A 19,175-nucleotide genomic window follows, 5' to 3' on the forward strand; every position below is an offset into this window, starting at 1 on the left:
GGGAGGGGTGTAAACCTTTGAGCGAGATCACTACCCGGAACCGGGCCAACAAGCGCAAGGGCGCGGCCTGGGAGACCGAACTTCTCGCGGGCCTGCGGTCCGTGGGCGAGGACGCCGAGCGGCTCCGCCTGACCGGCGCAGAGGACGAGGGCGACCTCGTGATCCGGGAGACCGGCGGCACGTACCTCGTGATCGAGGCGAAGAACGCCGCGCTCACGCCGGGCCCGTTCCTCGACGAGGCCGAGGTCGAGCGCCTGAACTTCGCGAGGCACAGGGACCTCGACCCGTTCGACGTGGACTCGATCGTCATCGTGAAGCGCCGGGGGAAGAACTGGCGGAAGGCGTTCGTCCTGACCACGGTCGAGAACTTCTTTGGCCTGGGGGACGAGTGAGCGCCCTCACCTTCGAGGAGGCCGCCGAGTACGAGCGCCTGGTCGAGGAGCTGGGCCGGTTCGACCCGGAGACGGCTCCCGCCGCAGGACTCGAATCCCTCGGTTACGACGACGACAAGGGCTGGTTCGTCGGAAGGCGGGCCGCGTGAGGTTCGGCCGAGTCGACAACGACCAGGAGGGCGAAGGCGAAAAGCCGACGCTCGAATCCGTCCTCGAATACTACGGGGTTGATTACAACTCCATGCGGGCGACTGGAATGGTCGCCTGCCCGTTCCACGACGACAACACCCCGTCGTTCTCGTGGAACACCGACAAACAGCTTTGGAAGTGCCATTCCTGCGGGAAGGGCGGTGACTCGTTCACCCTGATCATGGAAAAGGAGGGCACCGATTTTGTCGGAGCACGAGCCTTTGCGGCCTCTCTCTCCCTCGCAACGCGAGATGCTGGAGGAGGCGACGAGCGCCTATCAGGCAGCTCTTACGCCGGGCGCCGCAAAGTATCTGCTCGGCCGGGGAATCGGCCGCGAGGAGGCGGCTACACACCGGCTTGGCGTCGTCGGTGAGCATCCCTTTCCGGGGCACGAGAGGTTCCGCGGCATGCTCGCGATTCCGTACCTCGACCGGAATGGGATGCCGCTGACCATTCGCTTCCGGTGCCTGGAAGACCACGATCACAGGGCGCACTTCCACGGGAAGTACAACTCCATCAAGGATGACCCGCCCCGCATTTTCGGGGTCGACTCGATCCATGAGGCGGGGGACACCCTCGACATCACGGAGGGCGAACTCGACCGGATCATCCTGCGGAAGATCGGGCTTTACGCGGTCGCCCTTCCGGGCGCCTCGATCTTCCAGGGCCGACACAGGCGAATGCTGGCGGGCTTCAACCGGCTTCGTGTGTGGGGAGATCCCGACGATGCCGGCGCTGAATTCACGGCGAAGGTCTGTCGGGCCCTGCGGTCCGCGAAGGGCATGCGGCTGACGGCCGGAGACGTGACAGACACCTACATGCAGGGGGGCGCTCAGGTGCTTCTCGACCTGATCAGGGAGGACGACCAGTGACCGAGGCGACGGCAAAGAAGACGGCGGCGAAGAGGCCCGCGCGGGTGGCTGACCCGCTGGCCTCGGTGGTGGCCGAGGTGCACGGCGCGGCCAAGGGGATAGGGGACCTGCCCTCGACCCTGATCGGTGGCCACCTGCCCGAGCGTGGGGCGGACAACTACCGCAAGCGCGGTGACGACTGGGACCGGATCAACCAGGACCGCGAGGCGGTGGGTCGCCTGGGCATTGACGGCCTGGCCGTTCAGGTCGCCTTCGCGGCCTTCGGCGGCAGGACTCTCGACGAGATCCGCGGTGGCCTCGTCCGCCTGGCCTCGCTCGCTGTGGCGGCCATCGGCCAGATCGACCGGGAGGGGAAGTGACCCACGTTGCGCGCGTGCTCCGCGCAGCCGCCAAGCGGCTGGAGGACCACGAACTGAAGGACCCGCTCGGCGCTGACTTCTACGTGGGGCCCGGCATCGACGAGTCGGTCCGGCTCCTTCGCCAGTGGGCCGACGACTGCGAGGCGGGCAAGAAGTGAGCGAGCCCCTGCCGGGTGAGCCCGGCCCCACACTGAAGCGGCTGTACGAGGAGCTGGAGCCGGACGTACGGGAGACCCTCGTCGTCCGTCTCCTCGACGGCTCCTCGGCCGAGCGCCTGGCCCTCGTCCTCCGCCGGCACGGGCACACCGTGTCTGCTTCCACGATCCGTACGTACCGCCGATCCCTTCGCGATGGAGTGTAAAGGTTGTCCCACTCAGAGCTGTTGAACGACCTCCTGTCGACGCCGACCGCCCCGGCCCTCCCTGGCCGCCAGACCGACCCGGAGAAGGACTTCACCCGTCAGATCGAGGTGTCCGGCGACGCGGCCGAGGTGACCGTTCGCGGGCCCGAGGGCATCGACCCGGAGTCGAGTGCGGCCGACGTGCTCCGCGCTCACCAGCTCGACCCTGCCGAGTGGGAGGTGACCGGCTTCCGGTCGTCTGAGTGGACGATGGCGAATGGTGAGCCGGGCGTCTCGGCCCGCTTCACCTTCGGCCGCATGAAGGCGTCCGCCACCTTCGAGGCGCCGAACCTCGATGAGCTTCTCGGGGCGATCCGTGCCTACCAGCCGTGGGCGCCCGAGGCCCGGCCCGAGGGTGAGTGGACGTACGTCGTCGCCCTGGGCGACATGCAGTTCGGCAAGGTCGACGGGGACGGGATCGAGGGCACGGTTCACCGCGCCGTCCAGTCGATCAACCGGGCCGCCGATCTGCTGGAGCTGTACCGCTCTCGCTTCCAGATCGGGCACGTCCACCTGGCATGGCTCGGCGATCACGTCGAGGGCTTCGTCTCGCAGGGTGGGGCGAACTCCTGGCGTACGGGCCTGACCCTCACGGAACAGATCCGCATCACCCGCCGCGTGATGGCGCATGCCGCCCTGACGTTCGCGCCCCTGGCCATGCGGGTGACGATGGCCGCCGTCCCCGGCAACCACGGCGAGGCCGTACGGATCAACGGCAAGGGCGTCACGAGGTACGACGACTCGCACGACACGGACTGCCTCATCGCGGTCAGTGAGGCCCTGACGCTGGCCCCCGAGGACTTCGGCCACGTCGAGGTGTACGTACCCGACACGGACGAACTGACGGTCGTCGTCGACTGCTCGGGGACCGTCGTCGCCCACGCCCACGGACACCAGTGGAAGTCCGGCCGCCACTTCGATTGGTGGCGGGGCCAGGCGTTCGACAAGGGCTCGGCGATGCACACCGCGGATCTCCTCCTCGCCGGTCACCTCCATCACGAGCTGATCGACACGGACGGGCCGAGGACGTTCGTCCAGGTGCCGGCGATGGAGTCCGAGTCGACGTGGTGGCGGCACCGCACCGGTACCCGTGGGGCTCCGGGCCTGATGGTCCTGGTCACGAAGGACGGCGAGGTACCGGTGAAGGAGGTCGTCAGGTGACCGACTCCCCCGACTGGCGAGTCCTCGACCTGCCCGAGGTCGTGGCCCTGGCAGGCCGGGCCGCCCGCCGTATCGCGGACGGCTACGAGGACACGCTGACGATGGAGTACGAGGACGCCCGGCAAGAGGCCCTGATCATCCTGGCGACGAAGCCGGGGATGGTGAACGAGTGCCTTGCCGACCCCTCGCTCGGCCTGGGCGTGCTTTATCACCGCCTCGTCCTCGACCTGATGGACCGCGTGAAGACCCTGGCCAAGTACCGGTGTCGACACATCTCGTACGAGACGGCCTGCGATGCGGCCGAGAAGGGGCGCCTGTGAGCGGGTACGACCGGCGGCTTGTCGAGCACCTGATGCCGGCGGTGTGGGACGGGGAAGCCGCGTACGGCATCCGCAACCCCACGGCCCCGGACCCGGACATGCCGAAGGGGACCGTCGACAAGAAGTCCGCAGGAGTGCTGTTCGCCCACCTCGCCGATATCCGGCGGGGCTGGGCGACGGCCCCGCTCTCCCTGGTCGAGAAGCGGGCGCTGTTCATGCACTTCGCCCTCGACTGGGACGACCGGCGGATAGCGGCCCGTGAGGCAGTGACCGACCGGGCCGTCCGCTACCGCCTTGAGCGTGGCGTCGGCAAGCTCGCCGCCCACCTCAACGGCACTGACTACATCGACAGTTACGACGAAATGGAGGCCGCAGCTTGAGCGAGCAGATACCCAAGGGCGTGGTCGAGTACTGGGACGACGCGACCCAGACCTACTACGAGCGGCTGTCGGACGGGACGGTCATGTCCCGGCCTTACAGCGAAGGCGAGATGGCCGCGCTTGCGGCCCGCCAGGGCCTCGACGCCCTTCAGGCCGAGGCTCTGGCCGCGCTCACGTACATGGACGAGCGGATCGATCTGTGCCTCGCCTTTCTGGCGAAGCCCGCCCCTACCCCGGAGGAGACGGCCGCACAGATCGCGGTCCTGTCCGACCTCTCGGCGTACACCGCCGGAGCCACGAAGCGGCTCATCAAGGTCTTCTCCGTGATGCTCAACCGGCCGATCGCGTGACCGAGCCCGACCCCGCACACACCCCCAGCAAGGAGAGCACCATCAGCACCATCGCCGTCCCGTTCGGGCCCACTGGCCAGACCGTCTATGAGCGCACATACAGCCGTACGAAGGCTGACGGCTCCCGCGAGGTCTGGCCCGAGACGGTCCGTCGTGTGGCCGCCGGCAACCTCGGCCTCGTCTACGGTCCGGCCGAGACGTGGAACGCCGACGTGAAGGCCGAGCATGACGAGCTGGTCTCCCTCATGGACCGCTTCGCCATCATCCCGGCAGGCCGCCACCTGTGGGCGAGCGGCATCAGGGGTAGGCAGTACCTCTTCAACTGCCACGTCTCGGGCTGGGGCGAGAAGCTCAGCCGGCACTACGAGTTCAGCTTCATGCGGCTCATGGAAGGTGGCGGTGTCGGAGCGAACTACAGCTCCCGCTTCCTCATGCCGTACGGGGCGCCTCGCCGGGCCCTGACCGTGCACATCGTGTGCGACCCGAGCCACCCCGACTTCAAGGACATGGCAGCCGCGGGCATCCTCTCGGACGCCTACGACTCCGACTGGGACGGCGCCTTCGAGGTCGAGGACTCGCGCGAAGGCTGGGCTGACGCCCTGGTCGACCTGATCGACACCTTCATGACCGACGACGAGGTGAAGCACAGCGACCGCGTGTACGACGTGTCGCGCGTGCGCGGCAAGGGCGCCCGCCTGAAGACGTTCGGCGGTGTCGCCTCGGGCCCGGCCCCCTTCGGTCGCATGATGCAGGAGATCGGCCGCGTCCTGTCGGAGGCGTCCGGCAAGCAGTTCTGCGGCTTCGGCTTCTGCTCGAAGGCCCTGTGCGGCGACTGCGACCGGCCCCGTCACCTGACCCCCGTCGAGGCGATGGAGATCGACCACGCCATTGCCGAGTGCGTGGTGTCCGGCGGCAACCGACGCTCGGCCCGCATGGCGATCTGCCATTGGGCGGACCCGTACATCGAGCAGTTCCTCTCGGCCAAGGAGGACACCTCGAAGCACTGGACTACGAACGTGTCGGTCGAGATCGACAGCGACTTCACCGAGTACCTGTCCGGCCGCAGGGACGACGAGTTCGGGCCTGGCGGTACCGAGCTGGCCCGCCTGGTCCATCGCCGCGTGGTCGAGGGCATGCTCCGGAACGGTGAGCCGGGCTACTGGAACAGCACGCTCACGAACGTGGGCGAGGTGGGCCAGGTCATCGCCACCAATCCGTGCGGCGAGATCGGACTCGAAGCCTGGGAGAACTGCAACTTGGGGCATATCAACCTGGATGCGTTCGTAGTGGACGGGCACCAGGCGTACGACGAGAGCGGCCTCGCGCGGGCGCACGAGCTGATGACCCGCTTCCTGATACGCGCGACGTACGGCGACGTGAACGACGCCGAGCAGGCCGAGCGCCTGGCCGCGAACAGGAGGATTGGCGTCGGCCACCTGGGCGTTCAGGGCTTCCTCGCCAAGCAGGGCATCCGCTACAGCGAAGCGCCGGCACACACCCGCTTCCGCATGCTCCTGCGCAGCCTGGCCCGTTCGGTCCGCAAGGCCGCCCGCGAGTACGCCTTCGAGCTGCGCATCCCCGAGCCGGTCAAGACGACGACGGTCGCCCCGACTGGCACCGTGGCCAAGCTCCCTGGCGTGACCGAGGGCATCCACCCGATCTACGCGAGGACGTTCCTGCGGCGCGTCCGCTTCTCCGTGGCCGACCCGCATCAGGCCGCGAAGGTCGAGGAGTTCCGGGCCGAGGGGTACGACGTGGAGCCGTGCGTCTACGACGCTTCAGGGAACACGATGGTCGTCACGTTCCCGACGCTGGACAAGCTCGTCGAGGAGGTGGAGTCGCTCGGGTACCCGGCCGATCTGGTCGAGTCTGCCGACGAGCTGTCTCTCGATCAGCTCCTCGCCTTCCAGGCGATGTATCAGGCGGAGTGGGCGGACAACGCGGTGAGCTTCACCGCGAACGTGCCCGAGGGCCTGGACGTGGACGACACCATGGACGTGATCGAGAAGTGGCTCCCCCACCTGAAGGGGACCACGATCATGGTCGACGGGACGAGGCCGCAGGCGCCCTACGAGCGCATCTCTCGGGCCCAGTTCGACGGGTACGCGCTATTCCGGATCGAGGACTCGACCGACGAGGATTGCGCGTCGGGGGCCTGCCCTATTCGTTGATCGCGGTGTAAACATTTGACCGGCTGGACCTTCTAAATTTGAGGGTCCGGCCGGTCCATTTCGCGTTAAGGTTGGTGCCATGAAGATGACTTGGGCGCTGGCCGGGCAGCACGTGGATCAGTGGATGGGCGATGACTTCACCGAGGCCGCAGCGGTCTTCCGTACTCGGGTCATCGCAACCATGCTCGCGGTCGGCATGAAGGCGGAAATCCGCGAGACGTTCTACGAGAACTTCATCGCGCCCATCGGGGAGAGCATCGCCGGGCAGGGTCGCGAGGCGATCGAGGCCGGGCAGGAGTGGGACACCGCTCGCGGCCCCATCCTCCTCGCCCTGGCCCCCGCGGCTTAGTCCCAACTCGAAGGCCCTCGGCTTGCGTTGTGTAGCAAGACGGGGGCCTTTGCTCTGCCTGGCGTCCTTGACCGGGCGCCCGCGCAGGGGTGAAGTTACTGCAAGCTCATGCAACCCGCTCGACAGGTGAGGTCACCATGGCTCTACGGTTCATCGGTATCGACCCCAACACGGGCGGCGGGAACTGCCCCGCCGTATGGGTCGACGAAGAGAGGGGCGAGATCGTCCTTCAGGGATGGAAGGCTGACGAGGCGACGACGGCCCGGACTCGGCAGGACAGCCCGCTGCCTGACACTGAGGCGGTGATCCGTCTCCCTGTCCGCATGGCCGAGATCGTGAGGAAGGCTCTTGATGACGCCGAAGGCTCCAGTTCCTAGCTTCGACGAGCTTCTCTCCTCCGCGACGCGTTCCGCTCTCCATCTGGAGATGCGGGACGTGTACGCGGTGGCCGAGGAGGAAGAGGAAGTGCGCCTGTGGCGCTCGGGCGAGTGGACCCTCGACGACGGCCGCAAGGCCCTCGCGGGATGGATGGATCTCGTCGAGAGCATCACGAAGCGCGGGGTCTCCGTGCGCCGGGCCCGCATCGTCTCGGTGCCCGTGACGGACTACATCAGGTATGAGCACGCGCTCTCACCGCTGAACCTCTCGGCGGGCGAGGAGGTCCGTTGGTTGCCTCGCCGGGAGGCCCTCGGCATCCCGTTGCCGGCGGCTGACTTCTGGCTGATCGACGAGCGCCTCGTCCGCTTCAATCACTTCTCCGGCGACGGTCAGGCAGTCGATCCCGAGATGAGCGAGGACCCGGCAGTCGCCGCCCTGTGCGCGTCCGCCTTCGCTGCCGTCTGGGACAGGGCCACACCGCACGGCGAGTTCCAGCTCTGACCCGCATACGCACCGGATAGCCGAGCCATGTCGTCACCATCTTCCAGCGTCCAAGAGGCTCGCAAGGCCATCGCGGATCGACTCAGACACATCCGCCAGGACGCCGGGCTGACCGGCCGGGATCTGGCTATCCGGTGCGGCTGGAACCCCTCGAAGGCGTCGCGGATCGAGAACGCGAAGACCCGCCCGTCCGACCAAGACATCCGCGAGTGGTGCCGGGCCTGCGGGGGCGACGACCAGGCGGACGACCTGATCTCCGCCACCCGCACCGCGGATTCGATGTACCGCGAGTGGCGTCACCTTCAGCGCACGGGCATGGTGCGGAACCAGACCTCGGACGTACCGCTGTACCAGCGGACCCGCCACATGCGCGTGTACTGCTCGAACGTGATTCCCGGCCTCTTGCAGACGCAGGGATACGCCGAGGCCCTCCTCGGCACCATTGCGGAGCTTTTCGAGACACCCAACGACGCGACCGAGGCCGCGACTGCCCGCGTCGAACGCTCGAAGGTGCTGCACGACGGCTCGAAGCGGTTCGCCCTGATCGTGGAAGAGGATGTGCTCTACTTCCCCTTCGGCGACGCCGAGACGATGGCCGGGCAACTCGGCTACCTGCTTACCGTGATGGCCTTGCCGAGCGTCTCCCTGGGCGTCATCCCCCGCACGACGGCCCGGCGCATGTGGACGCTGGAAGGCTTCCTCGCGTTCGACGCCGCACAGGTGCAGGTGGAGACCCTCTCGGCGAACATCATCGTGACCCGCCCGAGCGAGGTCGCGATCTACCTCCGGGCCTTCGAGCGGTTCTCGAAGATGGCCGTCCACGGGGCGAAGGCTCGCGCGCTGATCCTCGAAGCGATGACGGCGCTCGGGTGAAAATCTGCAATCTCGTGCAATCTCCTGGCCCCTGAACTCTCGCTCTCCGTAGCTTCGTTGGTGAACGCGGACGCCCGGCGGGGAGCGGAGGTAGGGCCATGGCTGACGGGGTTGTCGGGCAGCTCGGCTACGACACGAAGACAGACAACGTGGGCGAGATCATGGCTTTCCAGAACGGCCGCTACCACCTCCGCCCAGTCGGCGGCGGGAAGGAGTGGGAGGTCTCCCCGGACGACCTCGCCGAGCCGGACGCTCAAGCACGCCTGCGAGCCCGCGTGGCCGAGCTGAACAGGAGCGCGCTGTAGTGAGATCGGTGATGCGCTTCGTCGACTACACGATCAGCCACGTGCCCGAGGGCGGGGTGATCTGGGCTATCGCCTGCGGGCCGGGCGGCTGCGATTGGTCGACCGAGGGCGAGTCCGACGAGGACACGAGCAAGGCCGCCATGAAGCACACCGCAGAGACCGGACACGATCTCTTCCGCCGCACGGTCAGCGACCACGCCAGGGTCACGACTGCCGAGTCCGCCGGCACCTGAGCTTCCGCCCCCGAGTGAATCCGCAACGGCTCCCCCGTACCGCTGCAAGCCTCGGGGGCGGAGGAGAGTTCCGCCCCGGCCGCCATCCCCCGAAGAAGGACAGGTCCGGCCGGGGCGGGCTCCGCTACGAGCCGACGAGTTCGCCCTCGGGAGCCTCTGCCGGGGCCGCGGGCTCCTCCGCTTCGACCGGAGCCTCGATCTCCGCCGGGGGCTCCTCGGCTTCTACCGGGGCTTCCTCGACCTCCGTCAGGGCAAGCTCGGGCGCCGGGGGGAACTCCACGGGCTGATCGTTGGCGTCGTCCTGGTGAACCGCGTCGATGACGGCCTCGACTACCTGACCGATGGCGACCCCGGTCGCCTGCTCGGTGTCGTGGATCTCCTGCGGGTCGGTCCGGGCGATCTCCTCGCCCGTGTCCGGGTTGGTAACGACGGTCGTCACGACAAGCCCGTCCGACGCCTGGCGCGGGTTCGCCGGGGCCTCAATCACGGTCGTCACTGTGAGGTCCGGGGAGATCGTCGCGGCGACCGTGATCATGATCCGGTCTCCGGCCTGGGTGATCGTGGTCTCGACGTTCGAGGCGTCCCCCGACACATCGCCGAGCCACTGCCGGAAGCCCGGGAGGACGTCGATCACGTCCCCGAGGACCGGCGGCAGGACGTTCTTCACGACCGAGCCCCTGTCGTCGTAGGGGTTCGTTCCGCTGCTCTCGTAGTAGGGGGTGCCCCCGCGCGGCGTGGCGCCCTTCGGCGGCTTCCCCTTCGGGTTGTCGTGCCCCTTGTGGGGCCCGTGCTTCCCCTTCTTGCCCGGCTCTTTCGGGGCGAGCGGGAGCTGAGGTGTCTTGGGGGCGGCCTGGATGTTGAAGATGTGCTCGACGGAGTCGGCCAGGTTTGCCGGCGGGGCGGCAGGCGAGAGGAGTGTGTACATGGGCCCGTTGGGGACGACGACTCCGCTCGTGTCGACGGAGACCTCCCCGTCCGGAGTGACCGTGATCTTCGCTCCGTCCCCGTAGGCGAGGGCGTACGCCTCCGCCTGGGGTATCCCGCGTCGCTGGGCTTCCTGGATCAGGGCCTCGCGCTGGTCCTCCGTGAGGGGGATGCCCGCGATACCGCCGCTTCCGTCGAGGTAGGTCGGCATGTAGCCGGGGCCGGGCTCGGTGGCGTAGGCGGCATTGTCGGCCTTCGAGTAGCCGGACCTGTCCGCGTCGGCGGCGATCGGCTCGTCCTTCATGAGGGCGAAGGACCCCGTTCCCAGGCAGGTCGCGACGAGGGCGACATACCCCGTGACGGCCGTCTTCCTGTACCGGGCGCCCTTCGGGGGTAGGCCGAGCAGGCGCTCGACTCGTCCGTCACCGATGGGTTCACGCTCACCTGGAGCGAAGTGGGGCATGTCGTGTGTCTCTCAAACCGTCCGAACCGGAATAGGAACTTCCGCTGCTAATTAATCACGCCCCATATGATCGTTTTTAGTATCGCAACAGTGTTACTTTCCAGTTCAACTAGTGAACCGCGTCACATTTACCGGAGAGGCAAGTCCGTTAATCGGACGGGGCTATCAATCTGGGCGGTTCGATCGATTTTTCCGTTTGATCATTGACGTGGCATGGTTAGGACTGCAACCCCTGATCAGTCCTTACGGAGGATTTTCGTGCTCACTGTCGGTGACCAGTTCCCTGCCTACAAGCTCATGGGCGTGGAGGGCCCCTCCGCCGATAAGCTTGAGATCAAGGAGTACTCCTCGGAGGACTTCAAGAAAGGTTGGTCAGTGGTCTTCGCGTGGCCGAAGGACTTCACCTTCGTCTGCCCGACGGAGATCGCGGCGTTCGGCAAGCTGAACGACGAGTTCGCCGACCGTGACGCGCAGATCCTCGGCTTCTCCGTCGACTCCGAGTTCGTGCACCACGCCTGGCGCAAGGACCACGAGGACCTGCGCGACCTGCCCTTCCCGATGCTGTCGGACATCAAGCGCGAGCTGTGCACCGACCTCGGCATCCTCGGCGAGGACGGCGTCGCCCAGCGCGCCACCTTCATCGTGGACCCGAACAACGAGATCCAGTTCGTCATGGTGACCGCCGGCTCCGTCGGCCGTAACCCCAAGGAGGTCCTGCGGGTCCTCGACGCGCTGCAGACCGACGAGCTGTGCCCCTGCAACTGGAAGAAGGGCGACGAGACCCTCGACGTCGTCAAGCTGCTGGCCGGTGAGTGACCGTGGCGCTCGATGAGCTGAAGTCCGCGCTGCCGGACTACGCCAAGGACCTCAAGCTCAACCTGGGCTCCGTGATCGGCAACTCCGAGCTCCCGCAGCAGCAGCTGTGGGGCACGGTGCTGGCGACCGCGATCGCCTCGCGCTCGGCCGTCGTGCTGCGCGCGCTGGAGCCCGAGGCCCGGGAGAACCTCTCGCCGGAGGCGTACCAGGCCGCCAAGGCCGCCGCCGCCATCATGGCGATGAACAACGTCTACTACCGGACCCGGCACCTGCTGTCGGACCCGGAGTACGGCAACCTGCGGGCCGGTCTGCGGATGAACGTCATCGGCAACCCGGGCGTCGACAAGACCGACTTCGAGCTCTGGTCGCTGGCGGTCTCGGCGATCAACGGCTGCGGGATGTGCCTCGACTCGCACGAGCAGGTGCTGCGCAAGGCCGGTGTCGAGCGCGAGACGGTCCAGGAGGCCTTCAAGATCGCCGCCGTCGTGCAGGCGGTCGCGGCGACCCTGGACGCCGAGGCGGTCCTCGCCGGCGCGTGACGCGTGCTCCCCGGGCCCGGCCACCCTTGCGGGGGCCGGGCCCTCGGGCTGTCAGGCGTCGGGCGACCGCGCTCGACGCCGTGCGCCGCCCGGTGGAAGTGCGGGGACTGCGGCAGCCGCCGGGGCGGTCGTGGCCACACCCGGCCGCTCGAACACCTCGTCCCACGCGCCGGTCACGGTGCGATTCCCGGGGAGCGCACACGCGCGCGGCCGCCCCGAGGGGCGGCCGCGGCACCGGGTGGTCACGCCGTCAGGCGGTGCCCTCCGGCGCGCCGTCGGGCAGCCCCGGCGCGCCGACCGGCGCCACCTCGGCGGCCGTCGCGCCGTGCGGCGGGGGCTCGTCGGCCATCGCCGACTCCCGGGCGTGGGCCCGCAGGTAGCCGACGACGGTGTTGGTGACCGCGACCAGCGGCACGGCGACGACCGCCCCGCCGATCCCGGCGATGAGCGAACCCGCCGCCACCGAGAGGATCACACCGAGCGGGTGCACCCGCACCGCCCGGCCCAGGATGAACGGCTGCAGGATGTGGCCCTCGATCTGCTGCACCAGCAGGACGACGACCAGCACCATCAGCGCCGTGAACGGACCCTCCGTCACCAGCGCCACCACCATCGCGATGGCGCCCGAGGCGACCGCGCCGACCAGCGGCACGAACGCGGCCAGGAAGATGATCACGGCCAGCGGCACCGCCATCGGCACCCCGAGGAAGAAGATGCCGATGCCGATGAAGATGGCGTCGATCAGGGCCACTATCACCGTGCCGCGCACATAGAGGGTGAGCGTGCGCCAGGCGCGCGGCCCGGCACCGCCGAGCCCGTCGCGGGCGGCCACGGGGAAGAGCTTGAGGAACCAGTTCCAGATGTTCCGGCCGTCGTAGAGCAGGAACAGCGTGCTGAACATCGCCAGCAGGATGCCGGTGAGCATCTCCACCACGACGGTGACGCCCTGCAGCCCGGCGTCGGTCAGCGCCTTGGAGTTGGTGCCGATCGCCTCCTGGAGGTTCTTGGCGATCTGGTTGATCTGGTCCTCGGTCACGTGGAACGGGCTGTTGAGCAGCCAGCGCTTCAGCTCGGTGACGCCGTCCTGGAGGCTGTTGGAGAGGTTGTCGACGTTCTCCATGACCTGCCAGACCACGAACCAGCCGACCAGGCCCATCATCACGAAGCCGCCGATGAAGACGATGGCCGTGGCGAACCCGCGCGGCACCCCCATCCGCTTCAGCCGGCCCACGAAGGGCTGCAGGAGCGCGGTGATCAGGAGTGCGGCGACGAAGGCGAGGACGACCAGCTGTATGGTGCCGATCACCCGCATCAGCACCCAGACGGTGCCGGCCAGCACCAGCAGCCGCCAGGCGAGTTCGGCGGCGACCCGCATGCTCCACGGCACCTGGGCGACCGGGTCGCCGGGGCCGGAGGCGCGCGGCACGTGCCGGCGCGTGATCTGCTCGTCCTGGCGGCGGGCCTCCTCGCGGGCGCCCGCGGCCGCGGCCCGGCGCTGCTCCTCCAGCCTCCCGGCGAGCTTGGCCAGCTCCGACGCCAGCCCGGAGCCCCATTGGCGCTTCTCCGACATCACTTCCCCTGTCCCCCGCCCCCCGGTCTGTCCGACCGCACCACCGTACGCGCAACAAGCCCCCGATCCCTCAAGGGGTCGGGGGCTTGTCGGCGTTTTGTGGACGGGCGGCCTAGTACCAGTGGTTGGCCTGCCAGAACGACCAGGCACCGCAGGGGCTGCCGTACCGGCTGTTCATGTAGTTGAGGCCCCACTTGATCTGGGTGCCGGGGTTGGTGCGCCAGTCGGCGCCCGCGGAGGCCATCTTGGTGCCGGGCAGGGCCTGGACGAGGCCGTAGGCGCCGGACGAGGCGTTCGTCGCGGTGTAGTTCCAGCCGCTCTCACGGGTGACGATGTTGGAGAAGCACTGGTACTGGGAGGCGTCGCCGACGATCCCCTGGGCCATGGCCTGGACTTCGGCGACCGTGTACGAGGCCTTCACGACCAGCGCGGCGCGCTCGGCGGCGCGGGAGGCCTCCTTGGCCTTGCGGTCGGCCTCGGCCTTCTCCTCCGCCTTCTTGCGGGCAGAGGCGTCCTTGGCGGCCTGCTTGCGCGCCGACTCCTCCGCGGCCTTCTTGGCCCCGGCGTCGGCGGCGTCGGACTGCGCCTGCACCTGCTGGGTCAGGGAAGCCTGCTGAACCTGCTGTCCCGCGGGTATGTCCGCGAGGACGGTCGGCGCATCAGCGGCGGCGACGGGCTGTACGACACCCTCGCTGCCAGAGGCGACACCGACGACGGCGCCCACAGTGGTGACCGCAGTGGCCGAAGCCACCGCGAATCCCCGGACCGAGATCCGGCTCACACGGTTTCCTTCCAGCGTCGCCCGCTTGGTGACCTCGCGGACGCGATCGTGCCCCTTCGCACTGGCTCCTACTGCACCGGTCACAGAAGCACTGGCCCGGTGGGGCTCCCCCGACGGGGCGGGAGTCCGCTGTTTCAGCTCGGGCGGCCCACGGCGAACGCTGTTCAGTTCTGAGGTTCCGTACGTTTGCGGGTACGGGTGTGCCGAGGGCGGGGGCCTGACAGAACCGACAGCCTGCCGTAGCCGGACGCGTCAACGCAATTCCCCGTTGCGTGTCAAAGCTCACACGCCACGTGGGCCACAGAAATTTCCGTTACGCATCCGTAGCCTCCGCGGACAGCGCTAGGCTGCTGCGCCCTTGCGGCGCAGCAGCCTAGCGGACCGTCCAACTCGCCTGTTACGCCCGGCCGTCCTCCAGCATCTCCGTCACGAGCGCGGCGATCGGCGAGCGCTCGGAGCGGGTCAGGGTGATGTGGGCGAACAGCGGGTGGCCCTTGAGCTTCTCGACGACGGCGACCACACCGTCGTACCGACCCACCCTCAGGTTGTCGCGCTGGGCGACGTCATGGGTCAGGACGACCCGGGAATTCTGCCCGATACGGGACAACACGGTCAGCAGGACGTTGCGCTCCAGGGACTGCGCCTCGTCGACGATCACGAAGGCGTCGTGCAGGGAGCGGCCCCGGATGTGCGTCAGGGGCAGGACCTCCAGCATGCCGCGCGCCACGACCTCCTCGATGACCTCCTTCGACGTCACCGCGCCCAGGGTGTCGAAGACCGCCTGGGCCCACGGGCTCATCTTCTCGGCCTCCGAGCCCGGCAGGTAGCCGAGTTCCTGTCCGCCCACGGCGTACAGCGGCCGGAAGACCATGACCTTCTGGTGCTGCTGACGCTCCAGCACCGCCTCCAGCCCCGCGCACAGCGCCAGCGCCGACTTGCCGGTGCCGGCCCGGCCGCCCATCGACACGATGCCGACGTCCGGGTCGAGCAGCAGGTCCAGCGCGATCCGCTGCTCGGCACTGCGGCCGTGGATGCCGAAGGCCTCCCGGTCGCCGCGCACCAGCCGGACCCGGCCGTCGGCCGTCACCCGGCCGAGCGCCTTGCCGCGCTCGGACTGCAGGACCAGACCGGTGTGCACCGGCAGCCCTTCCACGTCGGGCAGGTCGACGGTCTCCGACTGGAAGAGCTCGTCCACCTCCTGGGCCGCGACCTGCAGCTCGTGCATGCCCGTCCAGCCGGAGGTGATCGCCAGCTCGGCCCGGTACTCCTCGGCCAGCAGGCCGACGGAGGAGGCCTTGACGCGCAGCGGCAGGTCCTTGGAGACGACGGTGACGTCGTACCCCTCGGCCTGGAGGTTCCGGGCGACCGCGAGGATCCGCGAGTCGTTGTCGCCCAGCCGGAACCCCGCGGGCAGCACGCCCGGGTCCGAGTGGTTCAGTTCGACGCGCAGGGTGCCGCCCAGCTCGCCGATGGGGATGGGTGCGTCCAGCCGCCCGTACCGGATCCGGTACTCGTCGAGCAGCCGCAACGCCTGGCGGGCGAAGTAGCCGAGCTCGGGGTGGTGGCGCTTGGCTTCCAACTCGGTCACCACCACGACCGGCAGGACCACCTCGTGCTCGTCGAAGCGGAGGAGGGCATGCGGGTCGGCAAGCAGCACGCTGGTGTCGAGTACGTAAGTGCGCCGGTCGTGCTCACGGCGATTCTTGCTGGTCACCACGTGTGGACGAACCCCCTCGGAAGAGGTGCGGGTGCGACGGCGTCGCGCGGGACAGGGCCGGGACCGACCAGGAGGGCCGGACCGCGGCCCTTCGAGTCGACGCGGTCAATGCCGTCCGAGTCAAGGGTTGACAACGGCACGTCCGTGAGCAATGGGCCTCCCGGGCGGACGGGCCAGGTGCCGTCCGCTTCTGTCCGACATCCATGGGCCGGATGTCGGTCTGACGGGTCTATTCCCTCGAAAGTGGAGGCCTATGCGACTGCATATGACAGGTGTTGGCCCGGGCCCTACCCTTGCCGTCCCGTCGCCGTCCGTTCCCGCGTCCTTCGCCGGGACGTAATCCGGCCACCGGGCCCTGCGCCGTTCACCGCGACCGCGGTGTGGCGCATCTCTCTTCGGTACCGCCGTTCGGGTGACCCCGGAGCCGGGGTCCCGCGCTCAGGACCCGTAGCGCCGGTGCCGCGCCGCGTAGTCGCGCAGCGCCCGCAGGAAGTCCACCCGGCGGAACGCCGGCCAGAAGACCTCGCAGAAGTAGTACTCCGAATGCGCGCTCTGCCAGAGCATGAAGCCCGACAGCCGCTGCTCGCCGGAGGTGCGGATGACGAGGTCGGGGTCGGGCTGGCCGCGGGTGTAGAGGTGCTCCGCGATGTGGTCGATGTCGAGGATCTCCGCGAGGTCCTCGATGGAGGTGCCGCGGCCGGCGTGCTCGTGGAGGAGGGAGCGGACCGCGTCGGCGATCTCCTGGCGGCCGCCGTAGCCCACGGCGACGTTGACGAGTATGCCCTCGACGCCCTCCGTGGCCTGTTCCGCCTCCTTGAGGACGGACTGGGTGCGGGCGGGCAGCAGGTCCTTCGCGCCGACGTGGTGGACGCGCCAGCGGCCGGTCGCGGCGAGGCCGCTGACTGCGTCCTCGATGATGCCGAGCAGCGGGACGAGCTCCTCCGCCGGGCGGTCGAGGTTGTCCGTGGAGAGCAGCCAGAGCGTCACGACCCCGACGCCGGTCTCCTCGCACCAGCCGAGGACCTCGGTGATCTTGTCCGCGCCGGCCCGGTGGCCCTGCTCGGTCGTGCGCGCCGCGGCCTTGGCCCAGCGGCGGTTGCCGTCGAGGATGACGCCGATGTGCTTCGGGGCCTGTGCCAGGTCGAGACGACGCTCCACACGGTGGGCGTACAGGTCGGTCAACCTCAGACGTACCAGGTCGCGCAGATTCATTGGCGGGCCCCTCCTGCGGTCGTCACCCCCTCGCCACCCTACTGCGCCCGTCTGCGGGCCGCCGAACCGGGTGCGAGGCTGTGGACCACCGTCGTGATAGGACCGTTTCTGTGGATATTCGTTCTCTCTACCGCGCCGCCGACGAGCGCTACGACGCAATGGCGTACCGCCGTACCGGCCGCAGCGGCCTGAAGCTCCCCGAGATCTCCCTCGGGCTCTGGCACAACTTCGGTGACGACCGCACCCTCGACTCGCAGCGCGCGATCCTGCGCCGCGCCTTCGACCTCGGCGTCACCCACTTCGACCTGGCCAACAACTACGGCCCGCCCTACGGTTCGGCCGAGAGCAACTTCGGGACCCTCCTCGCCCAGGACTTCCGGCCGTACCGCGACGAACTGGTCATCTCGACCAAGGCGGGGTACGACATGTGGCCAGGCCCGTACGGCGAGTGGGGCAGCCGCAAGTACCTGCTCTCCTCGCTCGACCAGTCCCTGGGGCGGATGGGCCTGGACTACGTCGACATCTTCTACTCGCACCGCCTCGACCCCGACACCCCGCTGGAGGAGACGATGGGCGCCCTCGCGTCCGCCGTCCAGCAGGGCAAGGCGCTCTACGTCGGCATCTCCTCGTACAGCGCGCAGCGCACCCGCGAGGCCGCCGGCCTGCTGCGCCAGATGGGTGTGCCGGCGCTGATCCACCAGCCCTCGTACTCGATGATCAACCGCTGGGTCGAGGACGACGGGCTGCTGGACGTCCTGGAGGAGGAGGGCATGGGCTGCATCCCCTTCGTCCCCCTGGCTCAGGGCCTCCTGACGGACAAGTACCTGAGCGGCATCCCCGAGGGTTCGCGGGCCGCCCAGGGCAAGTCCCTCGACCCCACCCTGATCACCGACGAGGTCGTGCGGCGGCTGCGCGGCCTCAACGACATCGCCTCCCGGCGGGGTCAGTCGCTGGCGCAGCTCGCGCTGAGCTGGGTGCTGCGCGACAGGCGGATCACCTCCGCGCTCATCGGGGCGTCGAGCGTCGCCCAGCTGGAGGCCAACGTCGCCGCGGTGGGCGCCGCCCCGCTGACGGCCGAGGAGCTCGCCGAGATCGACGAGTTCGCCCTCGAGTCGGGCGTCAACCTCTGGTCGCGCAGCAGCGACGCGTGACAGGCGAGGCGTGACGACGGCGGGCGCCCTGGTCAGGACGGCAGCAGCGGTCCGGCCAGGGCGCCCGCCAGGATGAACGGCCCGAAGGGCAGCGGCGTACGGCGGCCGGCGCGGCGGGCCGCCAGCAGCACCAGGCCCGTGACCCCGCCCAGCGCGAAGGCCGCGAAGGTGCCGGCGGCGAGCGCCCCCCAGCCGTACCAGGCGAGGACCAGGCCCGCGGTGGGGGCGAGTTTGACGTCGCCGAAGCCCATGCCGTCCGGGTTGACCAGGTGCAGGACGAGGTAGAACAGGCCCAGTGCGGCCGCCCCCAGCAGCGCCCGCGGCCAGGAGCCCTCGTGGCCCGGAAGCAGCGCGGCCACGCCGAGCAGCGCGGCCGTCCCCCCGGCGGCGGGCAGAGTCAGCACGTCCGGGAGCCGCAGCACCGTCAGGTCGACGCGGGCGAGCAGCACTCCGAGCGGGACGAGCAGCAGCCACACCGTCAGCTCGGGCCGCGGCCCGGTGGCCGCCGCCACCGCCGCGCAGACCACGGCGGTGAGCAGCGCGGAGCGCCAACCGGCCGCCGGATGACCGGCGTTGCGCACCGGTCCCGCCCAGCCGCGCCATCCGTCCGGATAGGGCAGGTCCGCCGGGCACCGGGTCGGCCGGGGCTGCTCCGGAGCGACGGACAGCCGGTACGCCGCACGCGGCAGGGCGAGCCCCGTGACGGTTCCCCACACGACGGCCGCGGCGATCGGATAGACATGCATCGGGCCCGACCGTACACGGGCGC

At 69.1% G+C, this 19,175-nt stretch carries 27 protein-coding genes; 21 read left to right on the forward strand and 6 right to left on the reverse strand.

The annotated features are described in order from the left end of the window. Positions 1-17: 17 nt before the first annotated feature. From CHF15_RS14860 to CHF15_RS14935, 18 genes are all read left to right on the forward strand, one after another. Positions 18-392 (forward strand): PDDEXK family nuclease, encoded by a 375-nt coding sequence (locus tag CHF15_RS14860; RefSeq protein ID WP_089224244.1) that lies wholly within the window; start codon positions 18-20, stop codon positions 390-392. Then, entirely contained in the window at positions 389-541 is a 153-nt protein-coding gene (locus tag CHF15_RS44865) for a hypothetical protein (protein ID WP_179279790.1), read from the forward strand. Before CHF15_RS14860 ends, CHF15_RS44865 begins: the two co-directional genes overlap by 4 nt. Positions 542-648: 107 nt before the next feature. Continuing rightward, positions 649-954, forward strand: coding sequence for a CHC2 zinc finger domain-containing protein (locus CHF15_RS14865; RefSeq protein WP_245938853.1), 306 nt, complete (start codon positions 649-651; stop codon positions 952-954). Then, complete coding sequence (locus CHF15_RS14870; protein WP_245938854.1) at positions 836-1,453, forward strand: toprim domain-containing protein; 618 nt, start codon at positions 836-838, stop codon at positions 1,451-1,453. Before CHF15_RS14865 ends, CHF15_RS14870 begins: the two co-directional genes overlap by 119 nt. Beyond that, positions 1,450-1,812 (forward strand): hypothetical protein, encoded by a 363-nt coding sequence (locus CHF15_RS14875; protein ID WP_089224247.1) that lies wholly within the window; start codon positions 1,450-1,452, stop codon positions 1,810-1,812. Before CHF15_RS14870 ends, CHF15_RS14875 begins: the two co-directional genes overlap by 4 nt. Positions 1,813-1,826: 14 nt before the next feature. Beyond that, positions 1,827-1,970 carry a hypothetical protein gene (locus CHF15_RS44870; protein WP_179279791.1) on the forward strand — a complete coding sequence of 48 codons (144 nt, stop codon included), beginning with the start codon at positions 1,827-1,829 and terminating at the stop codon, positions 1,968-1,970. After that, entirely contained in the window at positions 1,967-2,173 is a 207-nt protein-coding gene (locus tag CHF15_RS14880) for a hypothetical protein (protein ID WP_089224248.1), read from the forward strand. Before CHF15_RS44870 ends, CHF15_RS14880 begins: the two co-directional genes overlap by 4 nt. A 3-nt stretch (positions 2,174-2,176) precedes the next feature. Further along, complete coding sequence (locus CHF15_RS14885; RefSeq protein ID WP_089224249.1) at positions 2,177-3,373, forward strand: hypothetical protein; 1,197 nt, start codon at positions 2,177-2,179, stop codon at positions 3,371-3,373. Then, positions 3,370-3,693, forward strand: coding sequence for a hypothetical protein (locus CHF15_RS14890; RefSeq protein ID WP_089224250.1), 324 nt, complete (start codon positions 3,370-3,372; stop codon positions 3,691-3,693). Before CHF15_RS14885 ends, CHF15_RS14890 begins: the two co-directional genes overlap by 4 nt. Next, on the forward strand, positions 3,690-4,073 hold the full coding sequence (locus tag CHF15_RS14895; protein ID WP_089224251.1) for a hypothetical protein: 384 nt from the start codon (positions 3,690-3,692) through the stop codon (positions 4,071-4,073). Before CHF15_RS14890 ends, CHF15_RS14895 begins: the two co-directional genes overlap by 4 nt. Next, positions 4,070-4,423 carry a hypothetical protein gene (locus CHF15_RS14900; protein ID WP_089224252.1) on the forward strand — a complete coding sequence of 118 codons (354 nt, stop codon included), beginning with the start codon at positions 4,070-4,072 and terminating at the stop codon, positions 4,421-4,423. The genes CHF15_RS14895 and CHF15_RS14900 overlap by 4 nt, the downstream gene beginning before the upstream one ends. After that, entirely contained in the window at positions 4,420-6,594 is a 2,175-nt protein-coding gene (nrdJ, locus tag CHF15_RS14905) for a ribonucleoside-triphosphate reductase, adenosylcobalamin-dependent (protein ID WP_245938829.1), read from the forward strand. Before CHF15_RS14900 ends, nrdJ begins: the two co-directional genes overlap by 4 nt. A gap of 79 nt (positions 6,595-6,673) precedes the next feature. Further along, on the forward strand, positions 6,674-6,943 hold the full coding sequence (locus CHF15_RS14910; protein WP_089224253.1) for a hypothetical protein: 270 nt from the start codon (positions 6,674-6,676) through the stop codon (positions 6,941-6,943). Between the two features lie 137 nt (positions 6,944-7,080). After that, positions 7,081-7,320: a hypothetical protein gene (locus CHF15_RS14915; protein ID WP_089224254.1), complete on the forward strand. Its 240-nt coding sequence runs from the start codon at positions 7,081-7,083 to the stop codon at positions 7,318-7,320. Next, on the forward strand, positions 7,295-7,822 hold the full coding sequence (locus tag CHF15_RS14920) for a DUF6879 family protein (protein WP_089224255.1): 528 nt from the start codon (positions 7,295-7,297) through the stop codon (positions 7,820-7,822). The genes CHF15_RS14915 and CHF15_RS14920 overlap by 26 nt, the downstream gene beginning before the upstream one ends. Positions 7,823-7,849: 27 nt before the next feature. Beyond that, positions 7,850-8,695 (forward strand): helix-turn-helix domain-containing protein, encoded by an 846-nt coding sequence (locus tag CHF15_RS14925; RefSeq protein WP_089224256.1) that lies wholly within the window; start codon positions 7,850-7,852, stop codon positions 8,693-8,695. A gap of 98 nt (positions 8,696-8,793) precedes the next feature. Continuing rightward, complete coding sequence (locus CHF15_RS14930; RefSeq protein WP_089224257.1) at positions 8,794-9,000, forward strand: hypothetical protein; 207 nt, start codon at positions 8,794-8,796, stop codon at positions 8,998-9,000. Then, the gene (locus CHF15_RS14935) at positions 9,000-9,233 is read left to right on the forward strand and encodes a DUF7848 domain-containing protein (RefSeq protein WP_245938830.1); all 234 of its coding nucleotides are present in this window, start codon (positions 9,000-9,002) and stop codon (positions 9,231-9,233) included. Before CHF15_RS14930 ends, CHF15_RS14935 begins: the two co-directional genes overlap by 1 nt. Before the next feature lie 124 nt (positions 9,234-9,357). On the opposite strand, the gene CHF15_RS14940 is transcribed toward CHF15_RS14935, so the two are convergent. Continuing rightward, positions 9,358-10,461, reverse strand: a complete 1,104-nt coding sequence (locus CHF15_RS14940; protein WP_089224258.1) for a hypothetical protein — start codon at positions 10,459-10,461, stop codon at positions 9,358-9,360. Between the two features lie 417 nt (positions 10,462-10,878). On the opposite strand from CHF15_RS14940, the gene CHF15_RS14945 reads away from it, so the two are divergent. Both CHF15_RS14945 and CHF15_RS14950 read left to right on the forward strand, forming a co-directional pair. After that, the gene (locus tag CHF15_RS14945) at positions 10,879-11,436 is read left to right on the forward strand and encodes a peroxiredoxin (RefSeq protein WP_089224259.1); all 558 of its coding nucleotides are present in this window, start codon (positions 10,879-10,881) and stop codon (positions 11,434-11,436) included. A gap of 2 nt (positions 11,437-11,438) precedes the next feature. Continuing rightward, complete coding sequence (locus tag CHF15_RS14950; RefSeq protein WP_089224448.1) at positions 11,439-11,975, forward strand: alkyl hydroperoxide reductase; 537 nt, start codon at positions 11,439-11,441, stop codon at positions 11,973-11,975. Between the two features lie 250 nt (positions 11,976-12,225). Here CHF15_RS14950 and CHF15_RS14955 read toward each other — a convergent pair whose 3' ends face one another. The 4 genes from CHF15_RS14955 to CHF15_RS14970 form a co-directional block, all read right to left on the reverse strand. Further along, positions 12,226-13,545: an AI-2E family transporter gene (locus CHF15_RS14955; RefSeq protein WP_089224260.1), complete on the reverse strand. Its 1,320-nt coding sequence runs from the start codon at positions 13,543-13,545 to the stop codon at positions 12,226-12,228. 112 nt (positions 13,546-13,657) lie between these two features. Beyond that, on the reverse strand, positions 13,658-14,326 hold the full coding sequence (locus tag CHF15_RS14960; protein ID WP_089224261.1) for an aggregation-promoting factor C-terminal-like domain-containing protein: 669 nt from the start codon (positions 14,324-14,326) through the stop codon (positions 13,658-13,660). A gap of 397 nt (positions 14,327-14,723) precedes the next feature. After that, entirely contained in the window at positions 14,724-16,043 is a 1,320-nt protein-coding gene (locus CHF15_RS14965; RefSeq protein ID WP_089224262.1) for a PhoH family protein, read from the reverse strand. 438 nt (positions 16,044-16,481) lie between these two features. Beyond that, entirely contained in the window at positions 16,482-17,255 is a 774-nt protein-coding gene (locus CHF15_RS14970) for an isoprenyl transferase (protein WP_018561388.1), read from the reverse strand. A 110-nt stretch (positions 17,256-17,365) separates the two neighbouring features. Here CHF15_RS14970 and mgrA point away from each other — a divergent pair, with 110 nt between their 5' ends. Beyond that, positions 17,366-18,406 (forward strand): L-glyceraldehyde 3-phosphate reductase, encoded by a 1,041-nt coding sequence (gene mgrA, locus CHF15_RS14975; RefSeq protein ID WP_179279792.1) that lies wholly within the window; start codon positions 17,366-17,368, stop codon positions 18,404-18,406. A 32-nt stretch (positions 18,407-18,438) separates the two neighbouring features. Here the strand turns inward: mgrA and CHF15_RS14980 are convergent, their stop codons facing one another. Next, positions 18,439-19,152: a prepilin peptidase gene (locus CHF15_RS14980; RefSeq protein WP_089224264.1), complete on the reverse strand. Its 714-nt coding sequence runs from the start codon at positions 19,150-19,152 to the stop codon at positions 18,439-18,441. Positions 19,153-19,175 lie beyond the last annotated feature (23 nt).

The sequence above is a fragment of the Actinacidiphila glaucinigra genome, assembly GCF_900188405.1.
GTDB classification, from domain to species: domain Bacteria; phylum Actinomycetota; class Actinomycetes; order Streptomycetales; family Streptomycetaceae; genus Actinacidiphila; species Actinacidiphila glaucinigra.

What these genes read in the sequence shown, in the direction of transcription:
- CHF15_RS14970 (WP_018561388.1), bottom strand. Translation starts at nt 17,255, where the DNA reads ATGAATCTGCGCGACCTGGTACGTCTGAGGTTGACCGACCTGTACGCC.
- CHF15_RS14930 (WP_089224257.1), top strand. Translation starts at nt 8,794, where the DNA reads ATGGCTGACGGGGTTGTCGGGCAGCTCGGCTACGACACGAAGACAGAC.
- CHF15_RS14915 (WP_089224254.1), top strand. Translation starts at nt 7,081, where the DNA reads ATGGCTCTACGGTTCATCGGTATCGACCCCAACACGGGCGGCGGGAAC.
- CHF15_RS14940 (WP_089224258.1), bottom strand. Translation starts at nt 10,461, where the DNA reads ATGAAGGACGAGCCGATCGCCGCCGACGCGGACAGGTCCGGCTACTCG.
- CHF15_RS14910 (WP_089224253.1), top strand. Translation starts at nt 6,674, where the DNA reads ATGAAGATGACTTGGGCGCTGGCCGGGCAGCACGTGGATCAGTGGATG.
- CHF15_RS14925 (WP_089224256.1), top strand. Translation starts at nt 7,850, where the DNA reads ATGTCGTCACCATCTTCCAGCGTCCAAGAGGCTCGCAAGGCCATCGCG.
- CHF15_RS14920 (WP_089224255.1), top strand. Translation starts at nt 7,295, where the DNA reads ATGACGCCGAAGGCTCCAGTTCCTAGCTTCGACGAGCTTCTCTCCTCC.
- CHF15_RS14865 (WP_245938853.1), top strand. Translation starts at nt 649, where the DNA reads ATGGTCGCCTGCCCGTTCCACGACGACAACACCCCGTCGTTCTCGTGG.
- CHF15_RS14980 (WP_089224264.1), bottom strand. Translation starts at nt 19,152, where the DNA reads ATGCATGTCTATCCGATCGCCGCGGCCGTCGTGTGGGGAACCGTCACG.
- CHF15_RS14955 (WP_089224260.1), bottom strand. Translation starts at nt 13,545, where the DNA reads ATGTCGGAGAAGCGCCAATGGGGCTCCGGGCTGGCGTCGGAGCTGGCC.